This window comes from Streptomyces sp. NPDC111507, from assembly GCF_055638955.1.
In genome coordinates, this window is record NZ_JBVKBU010000001.1 from 221,081 (window position 1) to 244,771 (window position 23,691).

The window sequence follows — 23,691 nt, forward strand, 5'->3', positions numbered from 1 at the left end:
GCATGCGGTACGGCACACAGCACGCGGACGTCGCCATTGCGGAACTGGAGACGGCCCTGGCGGGAGGCCCCTTCCATGTCGCGCTGCGCGCCGCGATCGCCGCACGCGGCCTGCCCCTGCAGCGCGTACAGCACCACCTGTCCCGGTACGGGGTCAAAGTCGGGGTCACGAGCCTGAGTTACTGGCAGCAGGGCGCCCGGCGCCCACAGCGCCCCGAGTCGCTGCGCGCCGTACGCGCCCTGGAGGAGATCCTCCAGCTCCCGGACGAGTCACTGATCCGGCTCCTGGCCAAGGCCGACCAGCGCTGCGACCCCCAGCGCCCCACCGGCCGCTCGTACCGCTCCCTGGTGGAGGCCTCCGGCGTCCTGGAGCAGCTCCTGGCCGAGCTGGAGTCACCGCTCGACGGCGGGCTGCACACCCTCGGCCACCACGAACTCGTCCGGATAGGCACGCACCGCGAGCTGCTCGCGCGTGAGTCCCACCACATCGTGCGGGCCTACAAGGACGGTGTGGACCGCTATGTGGCCGTCCACCACGGTGACCCTGGCTGCGCCCCGGAGCGCACGGCGGTCCGAGCCCTGGAGAACTGCCGCACGGGACGGGTGCGCTGGCACCGCGACACCGGAGTGCTGGTCGCCGAGCTGCTCTTCGACACGCGGCTGCGCGCGGGAGATACGTTCCTCTTCCGCTACGGCTTCGAGGACGGCACGGCCGGCGCGTCCAGCGAGTACGTACGCGGGTTCGGCTTCGCGGGCGGGCAGTACGCCCTCCAGGTGCGGTTCGCCGAGGATGCGCTGCCCGTGCGCTGCCACCGGTTCACCCAGCACTCGGCGGCGGCGCCACGCAGCGGCCGCCAGGAGCTCCCCCTCAGCGGGCGCCATCGCTCGGTGCATCTCGTCGAGCCGCGGGTGCGGTCGGGCATCGTGGGCATCGGCTGGGACTGGGAGTGATCCCGTCCGGCCGGGGACGCGGCGTCACCGCGCTCCCGGTCAGGGACCCGCGACGATCCTGCCGCCCTTGGCCTGCACGGACAGCTCCTTCAGCGGCTCGGTGGCAGGGGCCTGCAGCACCTTGCCCGTCGCCGCGTCGAATTCACTGCCGTGGCACGGGCAGATCAGCGTCGTGCCCTGAAGCTTGTTGATGGCGCACCCGGCGTGCGTGCAGATCGTGCTGAACGCCTTCAGGGAGCCGTTCTCGGCACGGCTGACCACGACGTTCTCCTCCCGGTACAGCTTGGCGCCGCCCTTGGCGATCTCACTCTCCGCGCCCAGTTCGACCGGTGCGGTCGGCGCCGCCGGTGTCCCGCCCCCGCTGCCACCGGAGCAGGCGCTGACGGCGATCCCGGCGACCGGGGCGAGCGCCGCTCCTCGCAGGACGGTACGGCGGGCAGGCATGGCGTCTCCACAGGTCGGTGCCGGGTGTGTGTCGACGATACCGGTAGGGATGATTCCGCCCCGAGGGTGTCCTCAATATGTGCGGGCGACAGGACGTAAACGTTTGCGCAAGCGTTTACGTGCACCGTCGAATGCGATACGTTCCCGCCGGAGCAGGCCGAGAGTTCGGGGAGGGCCCCAGTGGGTCACCCCGGGAGAGGCGAGGCAGGGCGATGGCAACGATGGTCGACGTGGCGGCGCACGCGGGAGTGTCCGTGGCGACCGTCTCCCATGTGCTCAACGACACGCGCCCCGTGCTGCCCCACACCCGCCAGGCCGTCCTGGACGCCATCGACGCGCTCGGCTACACGCCCAACACCCTGGCCCGTTCGCTGGTCACCGCGCGCACCCGGTCCATCGGCCTCGCGGTGTCGGCGATCAGCAACCCGTACTTCACGGAGATCCTCCAGGGCGTCGAGGCGGGCGCCCTGGAACACGGGTACGGGCTGCTTCTCGCCGATCCGCACGACGATCCCCAGCACGAGCGGAAGGTCGTCCAGTTGCTGCACGAGCGACGCGTCGACGGTCTGATCGTCGCGCCCTCCGCCGATCCGGACGCGCTCCTGCGCTATCTCGGGCAGCACCACGTGCCGACCGTCTTCCTGGACCGCCTGGTCGAGGCCCCGGCCGACCACCCGTTCCGCTTCGACCAGGTCTGCGCCGAGAACGCCGAGCCGATGGCACGGCTGGTCGGGCATCTCGCCGAACGGGGTCACCGGCGCATCGGGCTCGTCGCGGGCCTGCCCGGGCTCAGCACCACGAACGAGCGGATCTCCGGCTACCGCCACGGCCTCGCGGGCGCCGGGCTCCCCTATGACGAACGGCTCGTGGCGCACGGCGACTCCGAAGCGACGGCCGCCGAACGCGCCACCGACGCGCTGCTGTCCCTGGCGGCGCCCCCGACCGCGATGGTCACCGGAAACAACGCGATGACCATCGGGGCCCTGCGCACCCTGCGCGAACGCGGTCTGTCCGTGCCAGACGACCTGGCGCTGTGCTGCTTCGACGACTTCGCCTGGGCGGATCTGTTCGCGCCCCGGCTGACCGCGATCTCCCAGCCGAGCAAGGAGATCGGCGCGCAGGCCGTCCGGCTGCTCCTGGAACGGCTCGCCGCGCCGGACCACCCGGCCCGTACCGTGCGGCTCCCCTGCGCCTTCGTCCACCGCACCTCGTGCGGCTGCGCCGAGCCCCCCAGGACGTCGGGGACCTCCCGCACCGACCTGAGTCAGAAGAGTCCCGCGAAAGGAACCCTGTCGTGATCGTCGTCGCCGGTGAGGCCCTGATCGACCTGGTACCGCAGGGCGCGGGCGCGCTCGTCGGCCTGCGGCCCGCACGCGGCGGCGGCCCCTACAACACGGCGGTGGCGCTGGGCCGCCTCGGCTCCCCCACCGCCTTCTGCTCCCGGGTCTCGTACGACGCCTACGGCGAGGCGCTCCTCGGCGGGCTGCGCGAGGCGGGCGTCGACGTGTCCTCGGTGCAGCGCGGGACGGAGCCGACGACCCTCGCGCTCGCCTCCATCGACACGGACGGCTCGGCGTCGTACTCCTTCTACGTCGAGGGCACGGCCGACCGTCTGTTCACCGCGCCGGAGCGCCTCCCGGACGCCACCCGGGCGGTGTCCTTCGGGACCTGCTCGCTGGTCCTTGAGCCCGGCGCCAGCGCCTACGAGGAGCTGATGCGGGCCGCCGCCGCGCGCGGGGTGTTCACCACGCTCGACCCGAACATCCGGGCCGTACTCATCCCCGACGCGGACGCCTATCGGGCCCGCTTCAAGAGCTGGCTGCCGTCGGTGTCGCTCCTCAAGCTCTCCGAGGAGGACGCGCTGTGGCTGGGCGGCACCCCGCGCGAGTGGCTGGCGTCCGGCCCCGCGGCCGTCGTGATCACCCAGGGCGGCGACGGTCTGACGGTGTTCACCCAGGACGGCTCCGTCCACTCCGTGCCCGGTGAGCCGGTCGAGGTCGTGGACACCATCGGCGCCGGAGACACGGTGAACGCGGCCCTGCTGCACGGCCTGGCCGCGCGGGACGCGCTGTCCCCGGCGGCGCTGGCCGAGCTGGGCCCCGACGGCTGGAGCGAGCTGCTGCGGTTCGCGGCACGCGCGGCGGCGATCACCTGCTCCCGAGCGGGCGCGGAGCCGCCGTTCGCCGCGGAGCTCGACGCCCCTTGAAGCGGCTGGACCCTCTGAAACCGACAGCTGGACCTCTGAGACCGATGTGGTCCAGGGGCGGCTGACCGTGCAACGGGCGGTGCCCCATGGAGAGTTCCCATGGGGCACCGTGGTCTTCGCGATGTGTCGGGCCCGTCCCGCCCGGCCGGATCAGGCCTTGCGTGCCCGCGTGGTCTTCTTCGCGGGGGTCGCCTTCTTCGTGGCCGTCGTGCCGGCGGCCGCGGCGGCCTTCTTCGTGGCCGTGTTGTTCACGGCCTTCGTGGTCGTCTTCCTGGCCGTCGACTTCGCCGCGACCGCCTTCTTGGCCACCGCCTTGCGGGGAGCCGGTACGGAGGCGGCGTCGCTGATCCGGTCCGCGCCCAGGACCTCGCGCAGGAACTTGCCGGTGTGGCTGGCCGGAACCCCGGCGACCTGCTCGGGCGTGCCCTCGGCGACCACGAGACCACCGCCGTTGCCGCCCTCCGGGCCCATGTCGACGACCCAGTCGGCGGTCTTGATGACGTCGAGGTTGTGCTCGATGACGATGACCGTGTTGCCCTTGTCGACCAGACCGGAGAGCACCGTGATCAGCTTGCTGATGTCCTCGAAGTGCAGACCGGTGGTCGGCTCGTCCAGCACGTACACCGTGCGGCCCGTGGAACGCTTCTGCAGCTCGCTGGCGAGCTTGACACGCTGGGCCTCGCCACCGGACAGCGTCGGCGCGGACTGTCCGAGCCGGACGTAACCGAGACCGACGTCGTTGAGCGTGCGCAGGTGGCGGGCGATCGCGGGGACGGCCTCGAAGAAGCCGAGAGCCTCCTCGATCGGCATGTCGAGGACCTCGGAGATGGACTTGCCCTTGTAGTGGACCTCCAGGGTCTCCCGGTTGTAGCGCGCCCCGTGGCAGACCTCGCAGGGGACGTACACGTCCGGCAGGAAGTTCATCTCGATCTTGATGGTGCCGTCGCCCGAGCAGTTCTCGCAGCGGCCGCCCTTGACGTTGAAGGAGAAGCGGCCGGGCATGTAGCCCCGCACCTTCGCCTCGGTCGTCTCGGCGAACAGCTTGCGGACGTGGTCGAAGACTCCGGTGTACGTCGCCGGGTTCGACCGCGGGGTGCGGCCGATGGGCGACTGATCGACGTGCACGACCTTGTCGACGAGGTCGTCGCCGTCCACGCGCGTGTGCCGCCCGGGAACGCTCCGGGCGCCGTTGAGCTCGCGCGCCAGGTGCGTGTACAGGATGTCGTTGACCAGCGTCGACTTGCCGGAACCGGAGACACCCGTGACCGCCGTGAGCACGCCCAGCGGGAAGGACACGTCGATGTCCTGGAGGTTGTTCTCACGGGCGCCGTGCACGGTGAGGCTGCGGCCCGGGTCGGCGGGACGGCGGATGTCCGGGAGCGGGATCTCCCTCTTGCCCGACAGGTACTGGCCGGTCATCGACTCGGGGTTGGCGAGCAGCTCCTTCAAGGGGCCGCTGTGCACGACCTTGCCGCCGTGCTCACCCGCGCCGGGGCCGATGTCGACGACCCAGTCGGCGACCTTGATGGTGTCCTCGTCGTGCTCGACGACGATGAGCGTGTTGCCCATGTCTCGCAGCCGGACCAGGGTCTCGATCAGCCGGTGGTTGTCGCGCTGGTGCAGGCCGATGGACGGCTCGTCGAGGACGTACAGGACGCCGACGAGGCCGGAGCCGATCTGGGTGGCCAGGCGGATGCGCTGGGCCTCGCCGCCGGAGAGCGTGCCGGCCGCGCGGTTGAGCGACAGGTAGTCGAGGCCGACGTCGACCAGGAAGCGCAGCCGTTCGTTGACCTCCTTCAGGACGCGCTCGGCGATCTTCTTGTCGCGCGCGTCGAGCTTCAGCTTGCCCAGGAAGTCCGCGCAGTCGCTGATCGACATCGCGGAGACCTCCGCGATCGACTGCTCCATGACGGTGACGGCGAGGATGAGCGGCTTGAGGCGGGTGCCCTCACAGGTGGGGCAGGGCACCTCCCGCATATAGCCCTCGAAGCGCTCGCGGCTGGCGTCGCTCTCGGACTCGCTGTGCCGCCGCTTGATGAAGGGGACGGCCCCTTCGAAGGGGGTGGTGTAGACACGCTCGCGCCCGTACCTGTTGCGGTAGCGCACCTCGATCTGCGTCTTGTGGCCGTAGAGCAGGGCCTTCTTGGCGCGCTGCGGGAGACCGGCGAAGGGGATGTCGGTCCGGAATCCCAACGCGTCGGCGAGGGCTCCGACGAGCCGCCCGAAGTAGTCCTTGGTGTGCCCGTGCGACCAGGGGTGGATGGCGCCCTCGTCGAGGGACTTGTCCTCGTCCGGGACGATCAGCTCGGGGTCGACCTCCATGCGCGTACCGATACCGGTGCACTCGGGGCAGGCGCCGAAGGGCGAGTTGAAGGAGAAGGAGCGGGGCTCCAGCTCCTCGAACGACAGGTCGTCGTACGGGCAGTACAGGTGCTCCGAGTACATGCGCTCACGCTCGGGGTCGTCCTCGGGGAGGTCGACGAAGTCGAGCACGACCATGCCGCCGGAGAGCCCGAGGGCGGTCTCCACGGAGTCGGTGAGGCGGCGCTTGGCGGAGTCCTTCACCGTGAGGCGGTCGACGACCACCTCGATGGTGTGCTTCTCCTGCTTCTTCAGCGTGGGCGGCTCGGTGAGCTGGATCGTCTGACCGTCGACCCTGGCCCGGCTGTACCCCTTGGTCTGGAGATCGGCGAAGAGGTCGACGAACTCGCCCTTGCGCTCGCGCACCAGCGGCGAAAGCACCTGGAAGCGGCTTCCCTCGGGCAGTTCCAGAACCCTGTCGACGATGGCCTGCGGCGACTGGCGCGTGATGGGGCGGCGGCACTGGGGGCAGTGCGGCTTGCCGATGCGCGCGAAGAGCAGACGCAGGTAGTCGTAGACCTCGGTGATGGTGCCGACCGTCGAGCGCGGGTTGCGCGAGGTCGACTTCTGGTCGATGGAGACCGCCGGGGAGAGGCCTTCGATGAAGTCGACGTCCGGCTTGTCCATCTGACCGAGGAACTGCCGGGCGTACGAGGACAGTGACTCCACGTAACGCCGCTGTCCCTCGGCGAAGATCGTGTCGAAGGCCAGCGAGGACTTGCCCGACCCCGACAGGCCCGTGAAGACGATGAGCGAGTCGCGCGGGAGGTCGAGCGAGACATTCTTCAGATTGTGCTCGCGCGCTCCACGGACGATGAGACGGTCGGCCACGCCGGTCCGCACCTTTCTTGAGAGAAGTGACAGGGGCCGAGGCCCCCGTCTTTCCCAGACTAGGGGGAGCCACTGACAGCGCCGGTTGCTTTCCCTGGTTCACAACAATCCCGGGCCATCCAGCATGCCCGACGCCACAGTCGAGGGTATAGCACGTGCATTCGATTTGCGGGCATGGCCGACCACCTTCACCCGAACGTGTGGCGGGGCTAGGGTCGGCCGCATGATGGATCATGCGCGCGACCTGGCGTCTGTACATGACGCGACCGAACGGCTGCTCAACGCAGCCGCCGAACTGGACAACGCTTCCGCGGCCGAGCCGTCACGGCTGCCCGGCTGGAGCCGCGGCCATGTGCTGGCCCACCTCTCCCGTAACGCGGACGCGCTCGTGAACGTCCTCGACGGACGCCCGATGTACGTCTCCGGGGAAGCCCGGGACGCCGACATCGAGCGGGACGCGCCGCGCCCCCTGGACGGACAGCTCGCGGACCTGCGGAAGAGCGCGGCCCGGTTCCAGGACGCGGGGGCGGCGCCCGCGGACTGGTCGCGCACGGTGGAGCTGCGCAACGGGGTCACGGACTCCGCGGCCCGGGTGCCGTTCCGGCGCTGGGGCGAGGTCGAGCTGCATCACGTGGACCTGGGGATCGGGTACGAGCTCGAGGATCTCCCGGAGGAGTTCGTGGAACGGGAGATCGCGTTCCTCGCCGATCGGTTCAGGGGGCACCCCGAGGTGCCCTCCACACGGGTCACCGACACCACGCGCGCGTGGAGCACGGGACGCGATGCCGAGGGCGGACCCGAGGTCACCGTGACCGGTTCCGCACCGGCGCTGCTCGGCTGGCTCTGCGGACGGCGCGACGGCTCGGGGCTGAGCGTCGATGGCGGGCCACTCCCCACGCTCCCCCCGCTATAGGCTGCCGTCATGACCTACAGCGGAGCGGTGAAGGTCGGCGGACCTGCCGATGTGCACGAGCTGCAGAACCTGATGATCTCCAAGGTCGCGGTCGGCCCGATGGACAACAACGCCTATCTGCTGCGCTGCCGGGCCACCGACGAGCAGCTGCTGATCGACGCGGCCAACGACGCCGGCACCCTGCTCACGCTGATCGGTGACGACGGTATCGCGTCCGTCGTCACCACACATCAGCACGGCGACCACTGGCAGGCGCTCGCGGAGGTCGTGGTGGCCACCGGCGCCCGCACCTACGCGGGCCGGGACGACGCCGAGGGCATCCCCGTGCCGACCGACGTCCTCGTGAGCGACGGCGACACGATCCGGGTGGGGCGCGTGGAGCTCACCGCGCGCCACCTCGTGGGACACACACCGGGCTCGATCGCCCTCGTCTACGACGACCCGCACGGGCACCCGCACGTGTTCACGGGGGACTGTCTCTTCCCCGGCGGCGTGGGCAACACCCGCAAGGACCCGAAGGCGTTCGCCAGCCTCATCCACGACGTCGAGACGAAGATCTTCGACGCACTGCCGGACGAGACCTGGGTCTACCCGGGGCACGGCAACGACACGACGCTGGGCGCCGAGCGCCCGCACCTTCCGGAGTGGCACGCGCGCGGCTGGTGACTCCGGACCGCACGACGAACGAACCCGACCGGTCCGGGTCGTACGACGAACCCCGGCCGGGGGCGTGAAGTCCGCGAACACGCGCCCCGTGTGAATGGAGCGCACGCGCCGGTGCCCTGCGCGCGCTCCCGGCGCGTGCGGTGGTGCAGTCCACTGGAAGCAGCCCCGCTCAGGTCGACGGCTCCTGACGCGAAACGGGCCGCCGGCCCATTGATCCCCGCCCTCGGCCGGCGGCCCCGGCAAAGCCGTCGGCAGGCCGCTCAGCGGCTCTTCTCATCGAGCGTTCACGCGACCGCAACACACGTTCCCACTATGCGGACTTTTGCCGTTGTGACCTCGACAAACGGCATGCCTCGCTGTCACTCTCCCGCCATGCATCTCGCCCAACGCACCCTGCGCCGCGCCGCGTCCGCCGCCACCGTCGCCCTGCTTGCCGTCGCCGTGGGCTGTGCCCCGCAGCCGGAGGACAAAGCCTCCGCCAAGGCCTCCGGGACAACCGGGGAAGCCTGCGCGAAGGGCGCGTTGGGCACCCGGACGTCCGGCAAGCTGACCATCGCCACCGACGAGCCCGCGTACGAGCCGTGGTTCAAGGACGACAAGCCCGCGAACGGCAAGGGCTTCGAGTCCGCGGTCACGTACGCCGTGGCCAAGCAGCTCGGCTACGACAAGAGCGACGTCGTCTGGCAGACCGTCCCCTTCAACAAGGCCTTCGCGCCCGGCGTGAAGACCTTCGACTTCGACATCAACCAGGTGTCGATCAGCGCCGAGCGCAAGGAGGCGGTGGACTTCTCGTCCGGCTACTACGACGTCCGCCAGGCCGTCATCGCGCTCAAGGGCTCCAAGGCCGCGCAGGCGAAGAGCATCGCGGACCTCAAGGGCGTCAAGCTGGGCGCCCAGGTCGGCACCACCAGCCTGAACTACATCGACGACGTGGTGAAGCCGACCCGGCAGCCGGCCGCGTACGCGAAGAACGACCAGGCCAAGTCCGCTCTGAAGAACGGCCAGGTCGACGCCATCGTGGTCGACCTGCCGACCGCGTTCTACATCACGGCGGCCGAGGTGACCGCCGCCAAGATCGTCGGACAGTTCGAGAACACCGGCGGCACGCCGGAGCAGTTCGGACTCGTCCTCGACAAGGGCAGCGCCCTGACCCCGTGTGTGACGAAGGCCGTGGACGCTCTGCGCCAGGACGGCACGCTCGCCTCGATCGAGAAGCAGTGGCTGTCCGAGGCCGTCGACGCTCCGGTGCTCAAGTGACCGTCACCAAGGAGGAGTCGGAAGGGGAGCCGGGAAAGGAGCCGGGCGCGGGCTCCGGTGAGGGCGACATGCCCGAGGCGTACGTCCCCTCGCGGCGGCGGATCGAACGGGAGCGTCACAAGCGCGCCCGCGCCCGCCGCGCGACGGCGATCGCCGCGCTCTCCACCCTGGTCACCGGCGTCGTGCTGTACCTCGTCGTCGTCAACGCGCCCGGCTGGTCGCGCACCAAGGAGACGTTCTTCAACGGGCAGTACGCGCGCGAGGCGTTCCCCAAGGTCCTGGAAGGGCTGTGGATGAACGTACGGCTGCTCCTGATATGCGGCGCCGCGGTCCTCGTCCTGGGCATGCTGATCGCCATCGCCCGCACCCTGCGCGGCCCGGTGTTCTTCCCCGTACGGGCGCTGGCCGCCGCGTACACGGACTTCTTCCGCGGCCTCCCGCTCATCATCAACCTGATGATCGTGGTCCTGGGCGTCCCCGCGCTGCGGCTGCAGGGCGTGACCGTGGACCCGGTCCTCCTGGGCGGTACGGCGCTGACGCTGACGTACTCGGCGTACGTCGCCGAGGTGTTCCGCGCCGGCATCGAGTCCGTCCACCCCTCGCAGCGCGCCGCGGCCCGCTCGCTCGGGCTCACCAACCGGCAGGCCCTGCGCTACGTCGTCCTCCCCCAGGCGGTACGCCGCCAGGTGCCGCCGCTCCTCAACGACCTGGTGTCCCTCCAGAAGGACACCGGGCTCGTGTCGATCGGCGGTGCGGTCGACGCGGTGCGGGCCGCCGACATCATCGTGGGCCGCAGCCTCAACTACACGCCGTACATCGTCGCGGGACTGGTCTTCGTCGCGCTGACCATTCCGATGACCCGCTTCACGGACTGGATCACGGCCCGGATGGACCGTCAGCGGGCCCAGGGAGGGACCATATGACCGGCACACCGGTGCTGCGGATGGAATCCGTCCGCAAGACCTTCGGCGACTCCGTCGTCCTGCGGGACGTCGACCTGGAGGTCGCCCCGCACACGGTGACCGCGCTGATCGGCGCCTCCGGCTCCGGCAAGTCGACCCTGCTGCGCTGTGCGAACCTCCTCGAGGAGATCGACGACGGCGCGATCTGGCTGGACGACGAGGAGATCACCGACCCGCGGGCCGACCACGACGCCGTACGCCGTCGGATCGGCGTGGTCTTCCAGGCGTACAACCTCTTCCCGCACATGACCGTACTGGAGAACATCACGCTCGCCCCGCGCCGCGTGCACGGTGTGAGCCGCGCGGAGGCCGAGGCACACGCGCGTGAGCTGCTCGACCGGCTCGGCCTCGGTGCGAAGGCGGGCGAGTATCCCGACCGGCTGAGCGGCGGCCAGCAGCAACGGGCCGCGATCGTCCGCGCGTTGGCCGTACGTCCCCGGCTGCTGCTCCTCGACGAGATCACCGCCGCCCTCGACCCGGAACTCGTGGGTGAGGTCCTGTCCGTCGTCCGGGACCTGAAGGACGAGGGGATGACCATGGTGCTGGCCACGCACGAGATGGGCTTCGCCCGCGAGGTCGCCGACCAGGTGTGCTTCCTGGACGGCGGTGTGGTCCTCGAACGCGGCACGGCCGAGGAGCTCTTCGGGAGCCCGCGGCAGGAGCGCACCCAGCGGTTCCTGCGCCGGATCGTGGAGACGGGGCGGCTCTGAGTCAGGCTTGCGCCTGTCCCGTCCCCGCCAGCGCCGCCACCCGCTCCACCGCGAACGCGTACCCCTGGACCCCGCACCCCGCGATGACCCCGTCGGCCCGCTGCGAGACGTACGAGTGGTGCCGGAACGCCTCGCGCTGGTGGATGTTGGAGATGTGGACCTCCACCACCGGAAGGCCGTCACAGACGTTGAGCGCGTCCAGGATCGCGACGGAGGTGTGCGAGTACGCGGCCGGGTTGATCACGATCCCGGCATGGTGCAGGCGCGCCTCGTGGATCCAGTCCACCAGCTCGCCCTCGTGGTTGGACTGGCGGAAGTCCACCGTGCCGCCGTGCGCGGCGGCTGCCTTGGCACACAGGGCCTCCACGTCCGCGAGCGTGTCCGAGCCGTAGATCTCCGGCTGACGCTGCCCGAGGAGGTTCAGATTGGGCCCGTTGAGGATCATGATCGGGGCGTTGGCGAGGGTGCGGGGCACGGTTCCTCCGGTCCTTCCAGATCTGCCGGCCCGTTGCGGACCGCTGCTCGGACCCGGTCTATCACGCTACGGCGCGGCGGTGACGGGCCGTCCAATCCGTGATGAGACCCGCCTTTCCCTGATGACACCCGCCGTTCCGTGACGAGACCCGCTCGGTGCAGTACGAGGTCAGGCCGCTCCGGCGCATCGCGATCAGCCGCCGACGCGCACCATGCTCCCGCGCGCCCCCGTAACCGTCCGTCACCGTGGGTAGTTGACGCGGCATGCACGACGTACACACCGTAAGGGCGCCCTCCATGCTCCGGCTCGCGGCCGCCTCGCTCGCCGGAACGGCCATCGAGTTCTACGACTTCTTCGTCTACGGGACCGCGGCCGCCCTGGTCCTGGGACCGTTGTTCTTCCCGACCTTCTCACCGCTGGCGGGAACGCTGGCGGCCTTCGCGACGTTCGGCGTCGGGTTCGTCGCCCGCCCGCTCGGCTCGATGCTGTTCGGGCACATCGGGGACCGGCGCGGACGGCGTCCGGTGCTCGTCGCCTCGCTGTTGTTGACCGGCGCCGCGACCGTCGCGGTCGGGTGCGTGCCGACGTTCGACTCGATCGGTACGGCCGCTCCCGTGCTCCTTCTTGTACTGCGTTTCCTTCAGGGGCTCGGGCTCGGCGGGGAGTGGGGCGGGGCGGTGCTGCTGACCGCGGAGCACGCGCCCGCCGAGCGGCGCGCACTGTGGTCGAGCTTTCCGCAGATCGGCCCTTCCCTGGGGTTCGTGCTGGCCAACGGCGTGATGCTGGTGCTGTCGACAACGCTGTCCGACGCACAGTTCGCGGCATGGGGGTGGCGCGTGCCGTTCTGGGCGGCGGGCCTGCTCGCCGCCGCGGGGCTGTGGCTGCGCAGTTCGCTCGCGGAGAGCCCCAGCTTCCTCGAAATGGAGGACCACGCGCGTGTGCCGCTCGCCGAGGTGCTGCGCGACCACTGGCGGCTCGTCCTGCTGACGGCCGGTGGACTCGCGGTGGGCTACGCCGTGTTCTACGCGGTGACGACCTGGGCGCTCGCGTACGGCGTCGAGCGGCTCGGGGTGAGCCGTACCGTCATGCTGTCCTGCATCATGGCGGCCGTGGTGGTGAAGGGCTCCCTCACCCCCGTGATGGCCCTTCTCGGCGACCGCTACGGACGGCGGCCGCTGTGTCTGGCGGGGTGTACGGCCTCGGCACTGTGGATGTTCCCGATGATCGCGCTGCTGTCGACCGGCGAACCCCTGTTGATGTTCCTGGGCTTCCTGGTGGCGCTGCTCGCGTTCATCATGATGTTCGCCGTGATCGCCGCGTATCTGCCGGAGCTGTACGAGCCTCGGGTGCGCTGCACGGGGGCGGCGGTGGGTTACAACCTGGGCGGGGTGCTGGGCGGCGCGCTCACGCCCATCGTGGCGACGGCGGTCGCCGAGGGAGAGCGGGTGCCCTGGGGTGTGGCGGCGTATCTGACGGGGATCGCCCTGTTCAGCCTCGGGTGCTTCGCACTGCTGCCGGAGACCCGGCCGGTGCCCCGGATGACCGTCGCCCCGGCCACGGAATGAGTGGCGGCTCCACCGGCTGAGCGGTGGCTCCACCGGCTGAGCGTCGGTTAGGGAGTGACCGCCAGCTCCAAGTACGCCGCGAACACCACCAGATGGACACCTCCCTGGAGGGGGGTCGCGCGTCCCGGGACGACCGTCAGGGAACTCACGACCACCGTGAGCGCGAGCAGCACCATATGGGTGGAACTGAGGCCGAGTACGAGCGGTCCGGAGAGCCAGACGGACGCCAGCGCGACCGCGGGAATCGTCAGACCGATGCTGGCCATCGCGGAGCCGAGGGCGAGGTTCAGACTGGTCTGCACCCGGTCGCGGCGTGCCGACCGGACCGCGGCGATGGTCTCCGGAAGCAGCACGAGCAGCGCGATGATCACACCGACCACGGACTGCGGCATACCGGCCGCCTCGACGCCGGACTCGATGGTGGGCGACACGCCCTTGGCGAGGCCGACCACTCCGACGAGGGCCAGAGCGAGCAGGCCCAGGCTGATCCGAGCGGCACGGGCGGACGGGGCGTCCGCGTGTTCGTCCACGTCGATCACCTCGCCCAGACGGGTGATCGGGAGGAAGTAGTCGCGGTGCCGCACGGTCTGGGTCGTCACGAACAGGCCGTACAGGACGAGTGAGGCGAGCGCGGCGAAGGTGAGCTGGACCGTGGAGAACTCCGGGCCCGGCTTGCTGGTGGTGAAGGTCGGGAAGACCAGGCTGAGCGTGGCCAGCGTCGCGACGGTCGCCAGGGCGGCGCCGGTGCCCTCCGCGTTGAAGACGGCGAGCCCGTGACGCAGGGAGGCGACGAGCAGGCACAGTCCCACGATGCCGTTGCACGTGATCATCACGGCCGCGAACACCGTGTCACGGGCGAGCGTCGAGCTCTTCGGGCCGCCGTCCACCATCAGGGTGACGATGAGCGCCACTTCGATGATCGTGACGGCGACGGCCAGGACGAGAGACCCGAAGGGTTCACCGACCCGGTGCGCGATCACCTCGGCGTGGTGGACCGCGGCCAGCACCGCCCCGGCCAGGACCAGGGTCACCAGTGCGACGATCGCGGCGGGCAGGTCGCGCCCCCAGGTGAAGGCCAGCAGGACCACCGCGACCACGGGCACGACGGCCGTCCACTGCGTCAGGAGTGACCGGAGCCGAACGATCATGCAGCGATCGTCGCAGGCGCGGACGGGCCCCGCATTCCGATGGCCGCCCGAGCGAACACCTGGCGGGGTGCGCGGCCCTACGCCGCGCACCCCGCCATGAGGCGGCTGTCGCCGCCTCCGACGTGATCAGACGTCGATGCTGTTCGTCGGGGACTTCTCGGACGTCGGGGTCTCCGAGGCGCCTTCGGACGCTTGCAGCGCCGCCTGCTTCTTGGAGGCGATCAGACTGGTGATCGTCGTGACGACCAGGACCACACAGATCACCCCGAGCGAGACCGGGATGGAGATCTCGGGAACGTGGACGCCGGACTCGTGCAGTGCGTGCAGCACCAGCTTGACGCCGATGAAGCCGAGGATGACGGACAGGCCGTAGCTGAGGTGGACCAGCTTCCTGAGCAGGCCACCGATGAGGAAGTACAGCTGGCGCAGACCCATCAGCGCGAACGCGTTGGCCGTGAAGACGATGTACGGGTCCTGGGTCAGGCCGAAGATCGCGGGGATCGAGTCGAGCGCGAAGAGTACGTCCGTGGTGCCGATCGCGAGCATCACGACCAGCATCGGCGTCATGACGCGCTTGCCGTTCTGCTGGATCCACAGCTTCGTGCCGTGATACCGGTCAGCCACACCGAAGCGCTTCTCGGCGGCCTTGAGCAGCTTGTTCTCCTCGAACTCCTCCTCCGGCTCGTCGGCCCGCGCCTCCTGGATCAGCTTCCAGGCCGTGTAGATGAGGAACGCGCCGAATATGTAGAAGACCCAGGCGAAGTTGGAGATGATCGCGGCGCCCGCGGCGATGAAGATCGTGCGCAGGACGAGCGCTATGAGGACGCCGACGAGAAGTACCCGCTGCTGGTACTGCGTCGGCACGGCGAACTTCGCCATGATCAGGACGAAGACGAAGAGGTTGTCGACGCTCAGCGACTTCTCGGTGATGAAGCCGGCGAAGAACTCGCCGGCGGGCTGGCCGCCGGAGAACAGGAGCAGTCCCAGGCCGAACAGTCCGGCCAGAGCGATCCAGACGATCGTCCAGATTCCGGCTTCCTTGATCGATACGTCGTGCGGCTTGCGACCGATGAAGAAGTCGACCGCGATGAGGGCGGCGAGGCCCACGATCGTGAGGACCCAAAGGGTCACGGAAACATCCACTGCGCCTCCGGCAGTCGTAACGGCAAATACCAGCGTCGTCGCTGCCGGAGGTCTCTTCCACCCGCGACCGAGGGGACGCGTGATGCGTCCGCGGTCCACGGGCCGACGCCCCGGGATCTGGTCGGATCCGTATTGACGGGAACGCCGCTACTGGTAGGGAGTACTCCCCTCCGTACGGAAAACAGTACCTGAAACACCAAGGAAAGGTAAAGCGATTGGTAAAAGAAAGACCAAACTACCTGGTCAGATGGTTTTACTGATGCTTGGCAAAGTCCTCTGTGGGGTCAGCGATTCCATGCGCGGCGGGCCGCCGCCACCTGGGAAAGCACCTGCTGGAGCACCTGACTGCCCGGCGGGACGAGCGCGGGTTCGTACGTCCAGGCGTGTCCCACCCACGGGTCGGCGAGATGGTCGTCGGGCACCGGGGTGAGTCGCAACAGCGAACGCCAGAGAGGATCGAGCAACGGCCCGTACGCGGCGGCGTCCTCCCGGTCCGCGACCATCATCAGATGGACGCCGACGGCCGGTCCCTCGTCCGCGAGATAGCGCAACTGCGTCACGGCGCGGTCGTCGAAGCCGTGCGGGAAGTCGTTGACGATCAACAGTTGTTCGGCGGTGTCGAGGTCCGGCGGCAGCGAGTCGGCCACGCCGCCACGCACCGCCATCTGCATCAGGTCGACACGCTGGGTGAGCCGGGCCAGCACCTCGCCCACCCCGGCGGCCCCGGCGGCGGGCGGAGCGTCGAGCACTCCGGAACGCACCAGCGGCGCGAGACACGAGGCTCCCGAACCGGCCGGGTCGATCACATGCACCGTGAACTCACCCGCGGGATAGACGGCGAGCAGCCGGGCGGCATGTGCCACTGCCGTGTCCATGGCGAGTCGGCGCAGTTCGTCGGAGTCGGCGAGCGGGTCGTCGAAGCCGGCGCGTCCGCTGTCGATCCACAGGCCACGTTCGAGCGGAAGCCGGACCAGCATCGGGATGCTCAGGTTCTCGCTCTCGGGCAGCCGGAGGCCGCCGAGGCGCAGGGCCATGGGGATCTCCATGGGCACCCGGTAGCCGTGCCAGACCGGGTTGTCCCAGGACGCGTACGCCGCGGGCAGCGCGGGCTCGACCACATCGGCCTCGGCCGCGAGCTGGGCGAGGTCCCGGTCGAGCGCGGCGCGGGCCTGGTCGACCAGGCCCGCCCGCTTGGCCTGGGCGGCCTCACGCGCGGCGTCGCCCTGCCCGCCGATCCGGCTGCGCGGGTCGGACAGGACCTGGTCGAGCTCCTGCTCCAGGCGCGAGTCGGCGAAGTCGACGGCGCTGCGATACGCGGCCGTGGTGCGCGCCAGGTCCTCGAACATGCCCCACACCTGGTTGTAGAGCCGCTCCTCCATGGACCAGCCGGTCGCGTCACCGGCGACGGGCTGGGCGGGCTGCCCCGGCGCGGCCGGTGGTGCGGTCGGCGCAGGCGGGGGCGGCGCGGCGGCCTGTCTGCCGGGGTGGCTGTAGTTGACCGGGCCGCCCGTCGGGGCGGACGGCTGGGTGACGGCGGAGGGGTCGGGCTGCGCGGGGCCTCCCGGGTAGCCCGACTGCGGCACCGTGGCTCCTTGCGGACCCGGCGCGTCGTACGGGGACTGCGGCGGTACGGTCCCGGAGGCGCCCTGCGGTCCGGGGTACGGCTGGTCCGGTCCCGGCGCCGAGGCGGCCGCCTGTCGTGAGCGATCCGTGTCCGCCGTACGCGGCGGGGGTGCCGACACCGAGCGGGCCAGCCCCTGGGCCACCGCTTCGTTGATGCTGCCCGCGAGCTGCCGGGCCTCGGACAGGCCCTGGTCGGTGAGGAGTTCGGCGAGGCCGCCCGCGTACCCCTGGCCGACCGCGCGTACCTTCCAGACGCCCTGTCTGCGGTAGAGCTCCAGGGCGACGACGGCCGACTCCGCGTCCAGGCCGGTGATGGTGTAGCTCGCGACCTCGGAGCCGTCGAGGCCGGTGACGGCGACGAAGGGGGCGGCGACGGCCCCGAACCGGACAGGGCCACCGACACCGGTCGGCAGTGCGAGCAGCACGCTGACGCGGTGCACGGTCCCCGGCAGGGCGTCCAGGTCGAACGCGAGACGGTGGTCGGCCGCCGCCTGCTTGGAGACCTCGAGTCCGGGCAGGGTCGGCGCGCCCGGGTGAGCCACCCATTCGATGCCCCGGACCCTGCCCTGCTCGTCGCTCAGCGTGGCCCCGGCCACGATCGGCCGGCCGGCCGATACGCGGACCTCAAGACGGGCCTGGGAGAGCGGGTGGTTCTGCCCCCGGACCAGCTCGGCCGTCATCGCCTTGTCCCCCCGTGTCGCTTCGTGTGCCGGGCGCCGCGCTGCCTACAGGTGCGGCAGGATCGCGGGCATCAGGTCCTGGAAGGTACGGCCGTTGGCCGGTGTGCCCAGGGCCGTCATCTGCCAGCCGGGGCCCGCGCGGTGCACCTTCGCCATGATCTGCGCCGTGTACTGGCCGCCGCCCGCGAGCGTGTAGCGGGCGAGCTCCTGGCCGTTGGTCTCGTCGACCAGACGGCAGAACGCGTTCTGCACTTCCTGGAACGTCTGGCCCGTGAAGGAGTTCACGGTGAAGATGATCTGGTCGATGTGGACCGGGATGCGCTGGAGGTCGACGAGGATCGCCTCGTCGTCGCCGCCCTGGCCCACGCCGCCGACCAGGTTGTCACCGGTGTGCCGCACGGATCCGTCGTCGCTGACGAGGTGACGGAAGAACACCACGTCGACGGGCTGCTTGTCCGCGAACAGCACGGCGGACGCGTCGAGGTCGATCTCCCGGGTGCGCGAGCCGAACAGGCCGCGCCGGGGAGCCGCCTGCCAGCCGAGCCCCATGCGCACCGCGGTCAGGGTGCCCCCGTCGTTCTTCTGCAGACTGATGGCCTGACCCTTGGTCATGTTGACCGTCACGCGCTGTTCCCCTCTCGAGCTGTCCCCTGTTGCCGCGGAGTCCGCGGATGTCCAGCACCCTACGCAGCGCCGGCGACCGTGCCGAACCCTGGGGCGCGCTTTGTGTCGGTGTTGCAACACAGCGCGCATCCACCGAGGTCCGGCACGGTAGGCGGGGCCTCAGGCCAGGCCCGCCTCCTTCATCTGGCGCAGCTCCTTCTTCATCTCGGACACCTCGTCGCGCAGCCGTGCCGCGATCTCGAACTGGAGGTCGGCCGCGGCGGCCCGCATCCGCTCCGTCATCTCCTCGATCTGCCCGGTGAGTTCGGCCGCGGGGCGGTCGGTCGGCACCGTCTCCTTGGCCTTGCCCTTGGCGGACTTGGCCGCCTTGCCGCCGAGCGAGGGCACGGGGGCCTTGGCTCCCTTGCCGTCCTTGCCCTTGCGGTATCCGGAGCCGAGCAACTGCTCCGTGTCGATGTCCTCGCGGGCGATCTGAGCCACGATGTCGTTGATCTTCTTGCGAAGGGGCTGCGGGTCGATGCCCCGCTCCTCGTTGTAGGCGACCTGCTTCTCCCGGCGGCGGTTGGTCTCCTCGATGGCCTTCTCCATCGCCGGGGTGATCCGGTCGGCGTACATGTGGACCTGGCCGGAGACGTTGCGCGCCGCGCGGCCGATGGTCTGGATCAGCGAGGTGCCCGAACGCAGGAAGCCCTCCTTGTCGGCGTCGAGGATCGACACCAGGGAGACCTCGGGCAGGTCGAGGCCCTCGCGCAGCAGGTTGATGCCGACCAGGACGTCGAACTCGCCCGAGCGCAGCTCGCGCAGCAGCTCGACACGGCGCAGGGTGTCGACGTCGCTGTGCAGATAGCGCACCTGGATGCCGAGCTCCAGGAAGTAGTCGGTGAGGTCCTCGGCCATCTTCTTGGTGAGCGTGGTCACCAGGACGCGCTCGTCCTTCTCGGTGCGTGCCCGGATCTCGTGCACCAGGTCGTCGATCTGGCCCTCGGTGGGCTTGACGACGACCTCGGGGTCGATCAGACCGGTGGGGCGGATGATCTGCTCGACAAAGCCGTCCCCGCGGGAGAGCTCGTACTTGCCGGGCGTCGCCGACAGGTAGACGGTCTGGCCGATGCGCTCCTGGAACTCCTCCCACTTCAGAGGGCGGTTGTCCAGGGCAGAGGGCAGCCGGAAGCCGTGGTCGACGAGGGTGCGCTTGCGGGAGGCGTCACCCTCGTACATGGCGCCGATCTGCGGCACGGTGTTGTGCGACTCGTCGATGACGAGCAGGAAGTCGTCCGGGAAGTAGTCGATCAGCGTGTTCGGCGGGGAGCCGGGTTCGCGGCCGTCGAAGTGCATCGAGTAGTTCTCGACGCCGGAGCAGGAGCCGATCTGGCGGAGCATCTCCAGGTCGTACGTCGTACGCATGCGCAGGCGCTGGGCCTCCAGGAGCTTGCCCTGCTTCTCCAACTCGGCGAGGCGCTCACCCAGTTCCTTCTCGATGTCGTTGACCGCGCGCTCCATGCGCTCGGGGCCGGCCACGTAGTGGGACGCCGGGAAGACGTAGACCTGGTTGTCGTCGCTGATGACCTCACCCGTGAGCGGGTGCAGCGTGGAGAGCGCCTCGATCTCGTCGCCGAACATCTCGATGCGGACGGCGAGCTCCTCGTAGACCGGGAAGATCTCGATGGTGTCGCCGCGGACCCGGAAGGTGCCGCGGGCGAACGCCACGTCGTTGCGCGTGTACTGGATATCGACGAAGCGGCGCAGCAGGTCGTCGCGGTCGATCTCGTCGCCGACCTTGAGGCTGACCATCCGGTCGACGTACTCCTGCGGTGTGCCGAGGCCGTAGATACAGGAGACCGAGGCGACCACCACGACGTCGCGGCGGGTGAGCAGCGAGTTGGTCGCGGAGTGGCGCAGGCGCTCGACCTCCTCGTTGATCGAGGAGTCCTTCTCGATGTAGGTGTCCGACTGCGGGACGTAGGCCTCGGGCTGGTAGTAGTCGTAGTACGAGACGAAGTACTCGACCGCGTTGTTCGGCAGCAGCTCGCGGAACTCGTTGGCCAACTGGGCGGCCAGCGTCTTGTTCGGTGCCATGACGAGCGTGGGGCGCTGGAGCTTCTCGATCATCCACGCGGTGGTGGCGGACTTGCCGGTGCCGGTCGCGCCCAGCAGGACGACATCCTTCTCACCCGCGCGGATGCGCTTTTCCAGGTCGGCGATGGCCGCCGGCTGGTCGCCGCTCGGCTGGTAGGGGCTGACGACCTCGAAGGGCGCCACCGAACGTTCGATCTTTGATACGGGCCGCATGGGTTCCACCGTACGACCCCGCACTGACAACGGGCCCGGATCACCAGTTCTGGGGGGTGCGCGAGCTGCGGTGGCCGCGCTCCCGGCCGGCGCGCGGCAGGGGGCGGCGGCCGACGTACTGGACCGTGGAGTGGGCCGGGACGCCGGGCCGGTGCTCCGCGGGCCTCCAGTCGGGCTTGCCCATGACCATCAGCGGGTCGAACATCACGACGACGCCCGCCAGACACAGGAAGACCAGCGGGCCGATCATCATGGGGGCGAGCAGTGCGGCGGCCGAGTCGCCGCCGGGGCTGCTGGACGTGCCGTGGAGGTGGACGCTGAGGGCGGCCATGCCCGTGTAGTGCATACCCGTGACGGCCAGGCCCATGACGAGGCTGGCGCCCACGCTCCACAGGAATCCCCGGACCTGCCCCGCCGCCCACAGAGCGGCGGTGGCGGCGACGACGGCTATGACCACCGAGGCGGAGACGGTGAGGGTGTTGTACTCGAGGTTCCCGTTGAGGCGCATGCCGGCCATGCCCAGGTAGTGCATCGAGGCGACTCCGAGACCGGTGATGGTGCCCCCGGTGAAGAGCGCCGTTCCGGTGGCGCCCCGGTAACCCACGATGAAGATCCCGATGCCGACCATCACGATGGCCACGCCCAGGCTCGCGAACGTCGTCGGCTTGTCGTAGTGGACCGGGGTCTCCTTTACGGCGAACCCCATCATGGCTATGAAATGCATGGTCCATATGCCCGAGGCGATCGCCACCGAGCCGAGCGCGAGCCAGCCGGCCCGCCAGGAGTGGGCGACGAGCATCGATCTGGTGGTGCAGCGCAGGCCGAGCGCTCCGCCCAGGCAGGCCATGAGATACGCCACCAGCGGTGTGACGAGTCCGTAACTGAAGCCGTCGACCGTGCCCTGCATGCGCGGCTGCCCTTTCCGCCCTTTTACGCCAGAAATTCCCGGAAATGCCCCCACCCTCGGGACCGAAACAACGGCCAGGGTCGAGGCAGAGAGTATGACCCTCACCTGAATGGTCGAACGATTTTCCGGCAAAGAATCACGACCTCGCCGCACCTGTGTGATGTCAGTGTGCGGACTTGGTCAACTCCATTCAATCCGTGTCCATCCGGTACCCCTCCGTCGTTGACTCTCTGCTGTCACTCTTGATCTGTCTGTGATCGCTCGACGCGAGGAGTACGTATGCACGCGCGCGTTGCCGCCGCCACGACCGCCGCGTTTGTCGGGGGAACCATCCTGATACTGCCCACCTCCCACGCACAGGCCGGCTCCCTGCGCAAAGCTCCGTTGATCGTCTCGCACCGCGGAGCGTCCGCCTACGCGCCCGAGAACACCCTCGCCTCCATCGACAAGGCGGCCGCGATGGGCTTCGGCTGGGTCGAGAACGACGTCCAGCGCACCAAGGACGGCGAGCTCGTCGTGCTTCACGACGCAAGCCTGGCGCGTACGACCGACGTCAAGAAGGTCTATCCGCACCGGGCTCCCTGGAAGGTCAAGGACTTCACCGCGGCGGAGATCGCGCACCTGGACGCGGGGAGCTGGTTCGGTCCCCGGTACGCGGGCACCCGTGTGCCGACGCTGAAGCAGTACATGAACCGCGTCTCGCACAATCACCAGAAGCTCGTGCTGGAGATCAAGAACCCCGAGCTCTATCCGGGTATCGAGCGGCAGACCCTCAAGGTCCTGAGCAACGAAGGCTGGCTGGATCCGGACCATCTCAGGAACCGGCTGGTCGTCCAGAGCTTCAGCGAGCAGAGCGTGCGGACGGTCCACGAACTGCGCCCCGGGATCACGACGGCCTTCCTGGGCAAGCCGTCGGTCGCGCGCCTGCACGAGTACGCGCGGTTCGCCGATCTGATCAACCCGGACCACGCCTCCCTCTCGGCCGGCTATGTCTCCGCCGTCCACTCGCTCGTCGGACCGCACAGTCGGCCGATGGAGGTCTTCGCCTGGACCATCGACGACGCGAACACCGCACGGCGCCTGGCGGGCTACGGCGTGGACGGCGTGATCACGAACAAGCCCGACGTGATCCGGAGCGCTCTGCAACAGACCTGATCGGTTGTCGGCGGGTCTCTTCGCCCGTGGTGCGGACGCCGGGCGGCGTCCGTGCCGCGGGCATTGTCAGTGGCGGATCGTACGGTGGATCGCATGAACAGCGATGGGCAGGACGAACAGCGGGTGGTGTGGACCGTCGTCGGCACGGACATCGGTCCGCTGCTGCTGGCGGCGACACCGGACGGCCTGGTGAACGTGGTGTTCCACGCCACGGACGCGGTGCGTGACAAGGCGCTCGAGCGGCTGGCCGCGCGTCTGGGCACCCAGCCGGTCGAGGCACCCGGGTCACCGCTCCTGGCCGAGTCGATACGCCAGTTCATGGCTTACTTCGCGGGCGAGCGGCGGGACTTCGAGCTGCCGCTGGACTGGTCACTGATCTCCGGGTTCAACCGTCAGGTGCTGCGCGAGCTGGCCGCGGGAGTTCCGTACGGCGGGGTCGTGGGCTATGGCGATCTGGCCCGGCGGGTCGGCCAGCCGCGCGCGGCGCAGGCCGTGGGCGTGGCCATGGGCTCGAACCCGCTGCCGGTCGTCGTGCCGTGCCACCGGGTGGTGGAGAGCGACGGCGGCATCGGGGGGTTCGGGGGCGGCCTGGAGACCAAGCGGAAGCTGCTGGCACTGGAAGGGGTGCTGCCGGAGCCGTTGTTCTGACGGGCGGCGCTGATGGGCGGCGCTGGCGGCTGTCTACGGTGCCTGCCGTGCTTGCCGTGCCCGGTGCGGGCTGCCGTTATCTGCCCGTACCTGCCGTACCTGCGGAGCCGACAGCGCCCATAGCTCGCGACAAC

At 69.8% G+C, this 23,691-nt stretch carries 20 protein-coding genes; 11 read left to right on the forward strand and 9 right to left on the reverse strand.

Going from position 1 to position 23,691, the window contains the following annotated elements:
- Window positions 1-2 precede the first annotated feature (2 nt).
- On the forward strand, window positions 3-950 hold the full coding sequence (locus ACZ7M2_RS01010) for a hypothetical protein (protein WP_471593628.1): 948 nt from the start codon (window positions 3-5) through the stop codon (window positions 948-950).
- Between the two features lie 39 nt (window positions 951-989).
- Here the strand turns inward: ACZ7M2_RS01010 and ACZ7M2_RS01015 are convergent, their stop codons facing one another.
- On the reverse strand, window positions 990-1,394 hold the full coding sequence (locus tag ACZ7M2_RS01015; RefSeq protein WP_352048604.1) for a Rieske (2Fe-2S) protein: 405 nt from the start codon (window positions 1,392-1,394) through the stop codon (window positions 990-992).
- A gap of 212 nt (window positions 1,395-1,606) precedes the next feature.
- Between ACZ7M2_RS01015 and ACZ7M2_RS01020 the strand changes: the two genes are divergently transcribed.
- Both ACZ7M2_RS01020 and ACZ7M2_RS01025 read left to right on the forward strand, forming a co-directional pair.
- Window positions 1,607-2,692, forward strand: coding sequence for a LacI family DNA-binding transcriptional regulator (locus ACZ7M2_RS01020; protein ID WP_471593629.1), 1,086 nt, complete (start codon window positions 1,607-1,609; stop codon window positions 2,690-2,692).
- Window positions 2,689-3,600 carry a carbohydrate kinase family protein gene (locus tag ACZ7M2_RS01025; protein WP_471593630.1) on the forward strand — a complete coding sequence of 304 codons (912 nt, stop codon included), beginning with the start codon at window positions 2,689-2,691 and terminating at the stop codon, window positions 3,598-3,600. Before ACZ7M2_RS01020 ends, ACZ7M2_RS01025 begins: the two co-directional genes overlap by 4 nt.
- A 150-nt stretch (window positions 3,601-3,750) precedes the next feature.
- Here the strand turns inward: ACZ7M2_RS01025 and uvrA are convergent, their stop codons facing one another.
- Window positions 3,751-6,792 carry an excinuclease ABC subunit UvrA gene (gene uvrA, locus ACZ7M2_RS01030; RefSeq protein WP_471593631.1) on the reverse strand — a complete coding sequence of 1,014 codons (3,042 nt, stop codon included), beginning with the start codon at window positions 6,790-6,792 and terminating at the stop codon, window positions 3,751-3,753.
- Between the two features lie 223 nt (window positions 6,793-7,015).
- On the opposite strand from uvrA, the gene ACZ7M2_RS01035 reads away from it, so the two are divergent.
- The 5 genes from ACZ7M2_RS01035 (at window position 7,016) to ACZ7M2_RS01055 (ending at window position 11,300) form a co-directional block, all read left to right on the forward strand.
- Window positions 7,016-7,705, forward strand: coding sequence for a maleylpyruvate isomerase family mycothiol-dependent enzyme (locus ACZ7M2_RS01035; RefSeq protein WP_471593632.1), 690 nt, complete (start codon window positions 7,016-7,018; stop codon window positions 7,703-7,705).
- Between the two features lie 9 nt (window positions 7,706-7,714).
- On the forward strand, window positions 7,715-8,371 hold the full coding sequence (locus tag ACZ7M2_RS01040) for an MBL fold metallo-hydrolase (RefSeq protein WP_352048609.1): 657 nt from the start codon (window positions 7,715-7,717) through the stop codon (window positions 8,369-8,371).
- 372 nt (window positions 8,372-8,743) lie between these two features.
- Window positions 8,744-9,628 carry an ABC transporter substrate-binding protein gene (locus ACZ7M2_RS01045; RefSeq protein ID WP_471593633.1) on the forward strand — a complete coding sequence of 295 codons (885 nt, stop codon included), beginning with the start codon at window positions 8,744-8,746 and terminating at the stop codon, window positions 9,626-9,628.
- Window positions 9,625-10,551 carry an amino acid ABC transporter permease gene (locus tag ACZ7M2_RS01050; protein ID WP_471593634.1) on the forward strand — a complete coding sequence of 309 codons (927 nt, stop codon included), beginning with the start codon at window positions 9,625-9,627 and terminating at the stop codon, window positions 10,549-10,551. The genes ACZ7M2_RS01045 and ACZ7M2_RS01050 overlap by 4 nt, the downstream gene beginning before the upstream one ends.
- Window positions 10,548-11,300, forward strand: coding sequence for an amino acid ABC transporter ATP-binding protein (locus ACZ7M2_RS01055; protein WP_471593635.1), 753 nt, complete (start codon window positions 10,548-10,550; stop codon window positions 11,298-11,300). The genes ACZ7M2_RS01050 and ACZ7M2_RS01055 overlap by 4 nt, the downstream gene beginning before the upstream one ends.
- A 1-nt stretch (window position 11,301) precedes the next feature.
- Here the strand turns inward: ACZ7M2_RS01055 and aroQ are convergent, their stop codons facing one another.
- Window positions 11,302-11,775, reverse strand: coding sequence for a type II 3-dehydroquinate dehydratase (gene aroQ / locus ACZ7M2_RS01060; RefSeq protein WP_471593636.1), 474 nt, complete (start codon window positions 11,773-11,775; stop codon window positions 11,302-11,304).
- A 263-nt stretch (window positions 11,776-12,038) separates the two neighbouring features.
- Here aroQ and ACZ7M2_RS01065 point away from each other — a divergent pair, with 263 nt between their 5' ends.
- The gene (locus tag ACZ7M2_RS01065) at window positions 12,039-13,340 is read left to right on the forward strand and encodes an MFS transporter (protein ID WP_471593637.1); all 1,302 of its coding nucleotides are present in this window, start codon (window positions 12,039-12,041) and stop codon (window positions 13,338-13,340) included.
- 47 nt (window positions 13,341-13,387) lie between these two features.
- Here ACZ7M2_RS01065 and ACZ7M2_RS01070 read toward each other — a convergent pair whose 3' ends face one another.
- The 6 genes from ACZ7M2_RS01070 to ACZ7M2_RS01095 all read right to left on the reverse strand — a co-directional run bounded on the left by ACZ7M2_RS01070 (window position 13,388) and on the right by ACZ7M2_RS01095 (window position 21,754).
- Window positions 13,388-14,488, reverse strand: a complete 1,101-nt coding sequence (locus tag ACZ7M2_RS01070; protein ID WP_471593638.1) for a calcium:cation antiporter — start codon at window positions 14,486-14,488, stop codon at window positions 13,388-13,390.
- A 126-nt stretch (window positions 14,489-14,614) separates the two neighbouring features.
- Entirely contained in the window at window positions 14,615-15,631 is a 1,017-nt protein-coding gene (locus tag ACZ7M2_RS01075; RefSeq protein WP_471593639.1) for a TerC family protein, read from the reverse strand.
- A gap of 284 nt (window positions 15,632-15,915) precedes the next feature.
- Window positions 15,916-17,934: a TerD family protein gene (locus ACZ7M2_RS01080; RefSeq protein ID WP_471593640.1), complete on the reverse strand. Its 2,019-nt coding sequence runs from the start codon at window positions 17,932-17,934 to the stop codon at window positions 15,916-15,918.
- A gap of 45 nt (window positions 17,935-17,979) precedes the next feature.
- A complete protein-coding gene (locus ACZ7M2_RS01085) occupies window positions 17,980-18,558 on the reverse strand; it encodes a TerD family protein (protein ID WP_067364093.1) in 579 nt (192 codons plus the stop codon).
- A gap of 159 nt (window positions 18,559-18,717) precedes the next feature.
- Window positions 18,718-20,847, reverse strand: a complete 2,130-nt coding sequence (uvrB, locus tag ACZ7M2_RS01090; protein WP_352046464.1) for an excinuclease ABC subunit UvrB — start codon at window positions 20,845-20,847, stop codon at window positions 18,718-18,720.
- A gap of 40 nt (window positions 20,848-20,887) precedes the next feature.
- Complete coding sequence (locus ACZ7M2_RS01095) at window positions 20,888-21,754, reverse strand: MHYT domain-containing protein (protein ID WP_471593641.1); 867 nt, start codon at window positions 21,752-21,754, stop codon at window positions 20,888-20,890.
- A gap of 279 nt (window positions 21,755-22,033) precedes the next feature.
- Between ACZ7M2_RS01095 and ACZ7M2_RS01100 the strand changes: the two genes are divergently transcribed.
- Both ACZ7M2_RS01100 and ACZ7M2_RS01105 read left to right on the forward strand, forming a co-directional pair.
- Entirely contained in the window at window positions 22,034-22,909 is an 876-nt protein-coding gene (locus ACZ7M2_RS01100; protein ID WP_471593642.1) for a glycerophosphodiester phosphodiesterase, read from the forward strand.
- Between the two features lie 93 nt (window positions 22,910-23,002).
- Window positions 23,003-23,557 carry a methylated-DNA--[protein]-cysteine S-methyltransferase gene (locus tag ACZ7M2_RS01105; RefSeq protein ID WP_471593643.1) on the forward strand — a complete coding sequence of 185 codons (555 nt, stop codon included), beginning with the start codon at window positions 23,003-23,005 and terminating at the stop codon, window positions 23,555-23,557.
- The last annotated feature ends 134 nt before the right edge of the window (window positions 23,558-23,691 follow it).

Bases quoted from the DNA above. Each gene is read 5' to 3' on its own strand.
- ACZ7M2_RS01055 (WP_471593635.1), top strand. From the start codon at position 10,548: ATGACCGGCACACCGGTGCTGCGGATGGAATCCGTCCGCAAGACCTTC.
- ACZ7M2_RS01035 (WP_471593632.1), top strand. From the start codon at position 7,016: ATGATGGATCATGCGCGCGACCTGGCGTCTGTACATGACGCGACCGAA.
- ACZ7M2_RS01010 (WP_471593628.1), top strand. From the start codon at position 3: ATGCGGTACGGCACACAGCACGCGGACGTCGCCATTGCGGAACTGGAG.
- ACZ7M2_RS01070 (WP_471593638.1), bottom strand. From the start codon at position 14,488: ATGATCGTTCGGCTCCGGTCACTCCTGACGCAGTGGACGGCCGTCGTG.
- ACZ7M2_RS01105 (WP_471593643.1), top strand. From the start codon at position 23,003: ATGAACAGCGATGGGCAGGACGAACAGCGGGTGGTGTGGACCGTCGTC.
- ACZ7M2_RS01100 (WP_471593642.1), top strand. From the start codon at position 22,034: ATGCACGCGCGCGTTGCCGCCGCCACGACCGCCGCGTTTGTCGGGGGA.
- ACZ7M2_RS01045 (WP_471593633.1), top strand. From the start codon at position 8,744: ATGCATCTCGCCCAACGCACCCTGCGCCGCGCCGCGTCCGCCGCCACC.
- ACZ7M2_RS01015 (WP_352048604.1), bottom strand. From the start codon at position 1,394: ATGCCTGCCCGCCGTACCGTCCTGCGAGGAGCGGCGCTCGCCCCGGTC.
- ACZ7M2_RS01020 (WP_471593629.1), top strand. From the start codon at position 1,607: ATGGCAACGATGGTCGACGTGGCGGCGCACGCGGGAGTGTCCGTGGCG.
- ACZ7M2_RS01095 (WP_471593641.1), bottom strand. From the start codon at position 21,754: ATGCAGGGCACGGTCGACGGCTTCAGTTACGGACTCGTCACACCGCTG.
- ACZ7M2_RS01080 (WP_471593640.1), bottom strand. From the start codon at position 17,934: ATGACGGCCGAGCTGGTCCGGGGGCAGAACCACCCGCTCTCCCAGGCC.
- uvrB (WP_352046464.1), bottom strand. From the start codon at position 20,847: ATGCGGCCCGTATCAAAGATCGAACGTTCGGTGGCGCCCTTCGAGGTC.
- ACZ7M2_RS01040 (WP_352048609.1), top strand. From the start codon at position 7,715: ATGACCTACAGCGGAGCGGTGAAGGTCGGCGGACCTGCCGATGTGCAC.
- ACZ7M2_RS01065 (WP_471593637.1), top strand. From the start codon at position 12,039: ATGCACGACGTACACACCGTAAGGGCGCCCTCCATGCTCCGGCTCGCG.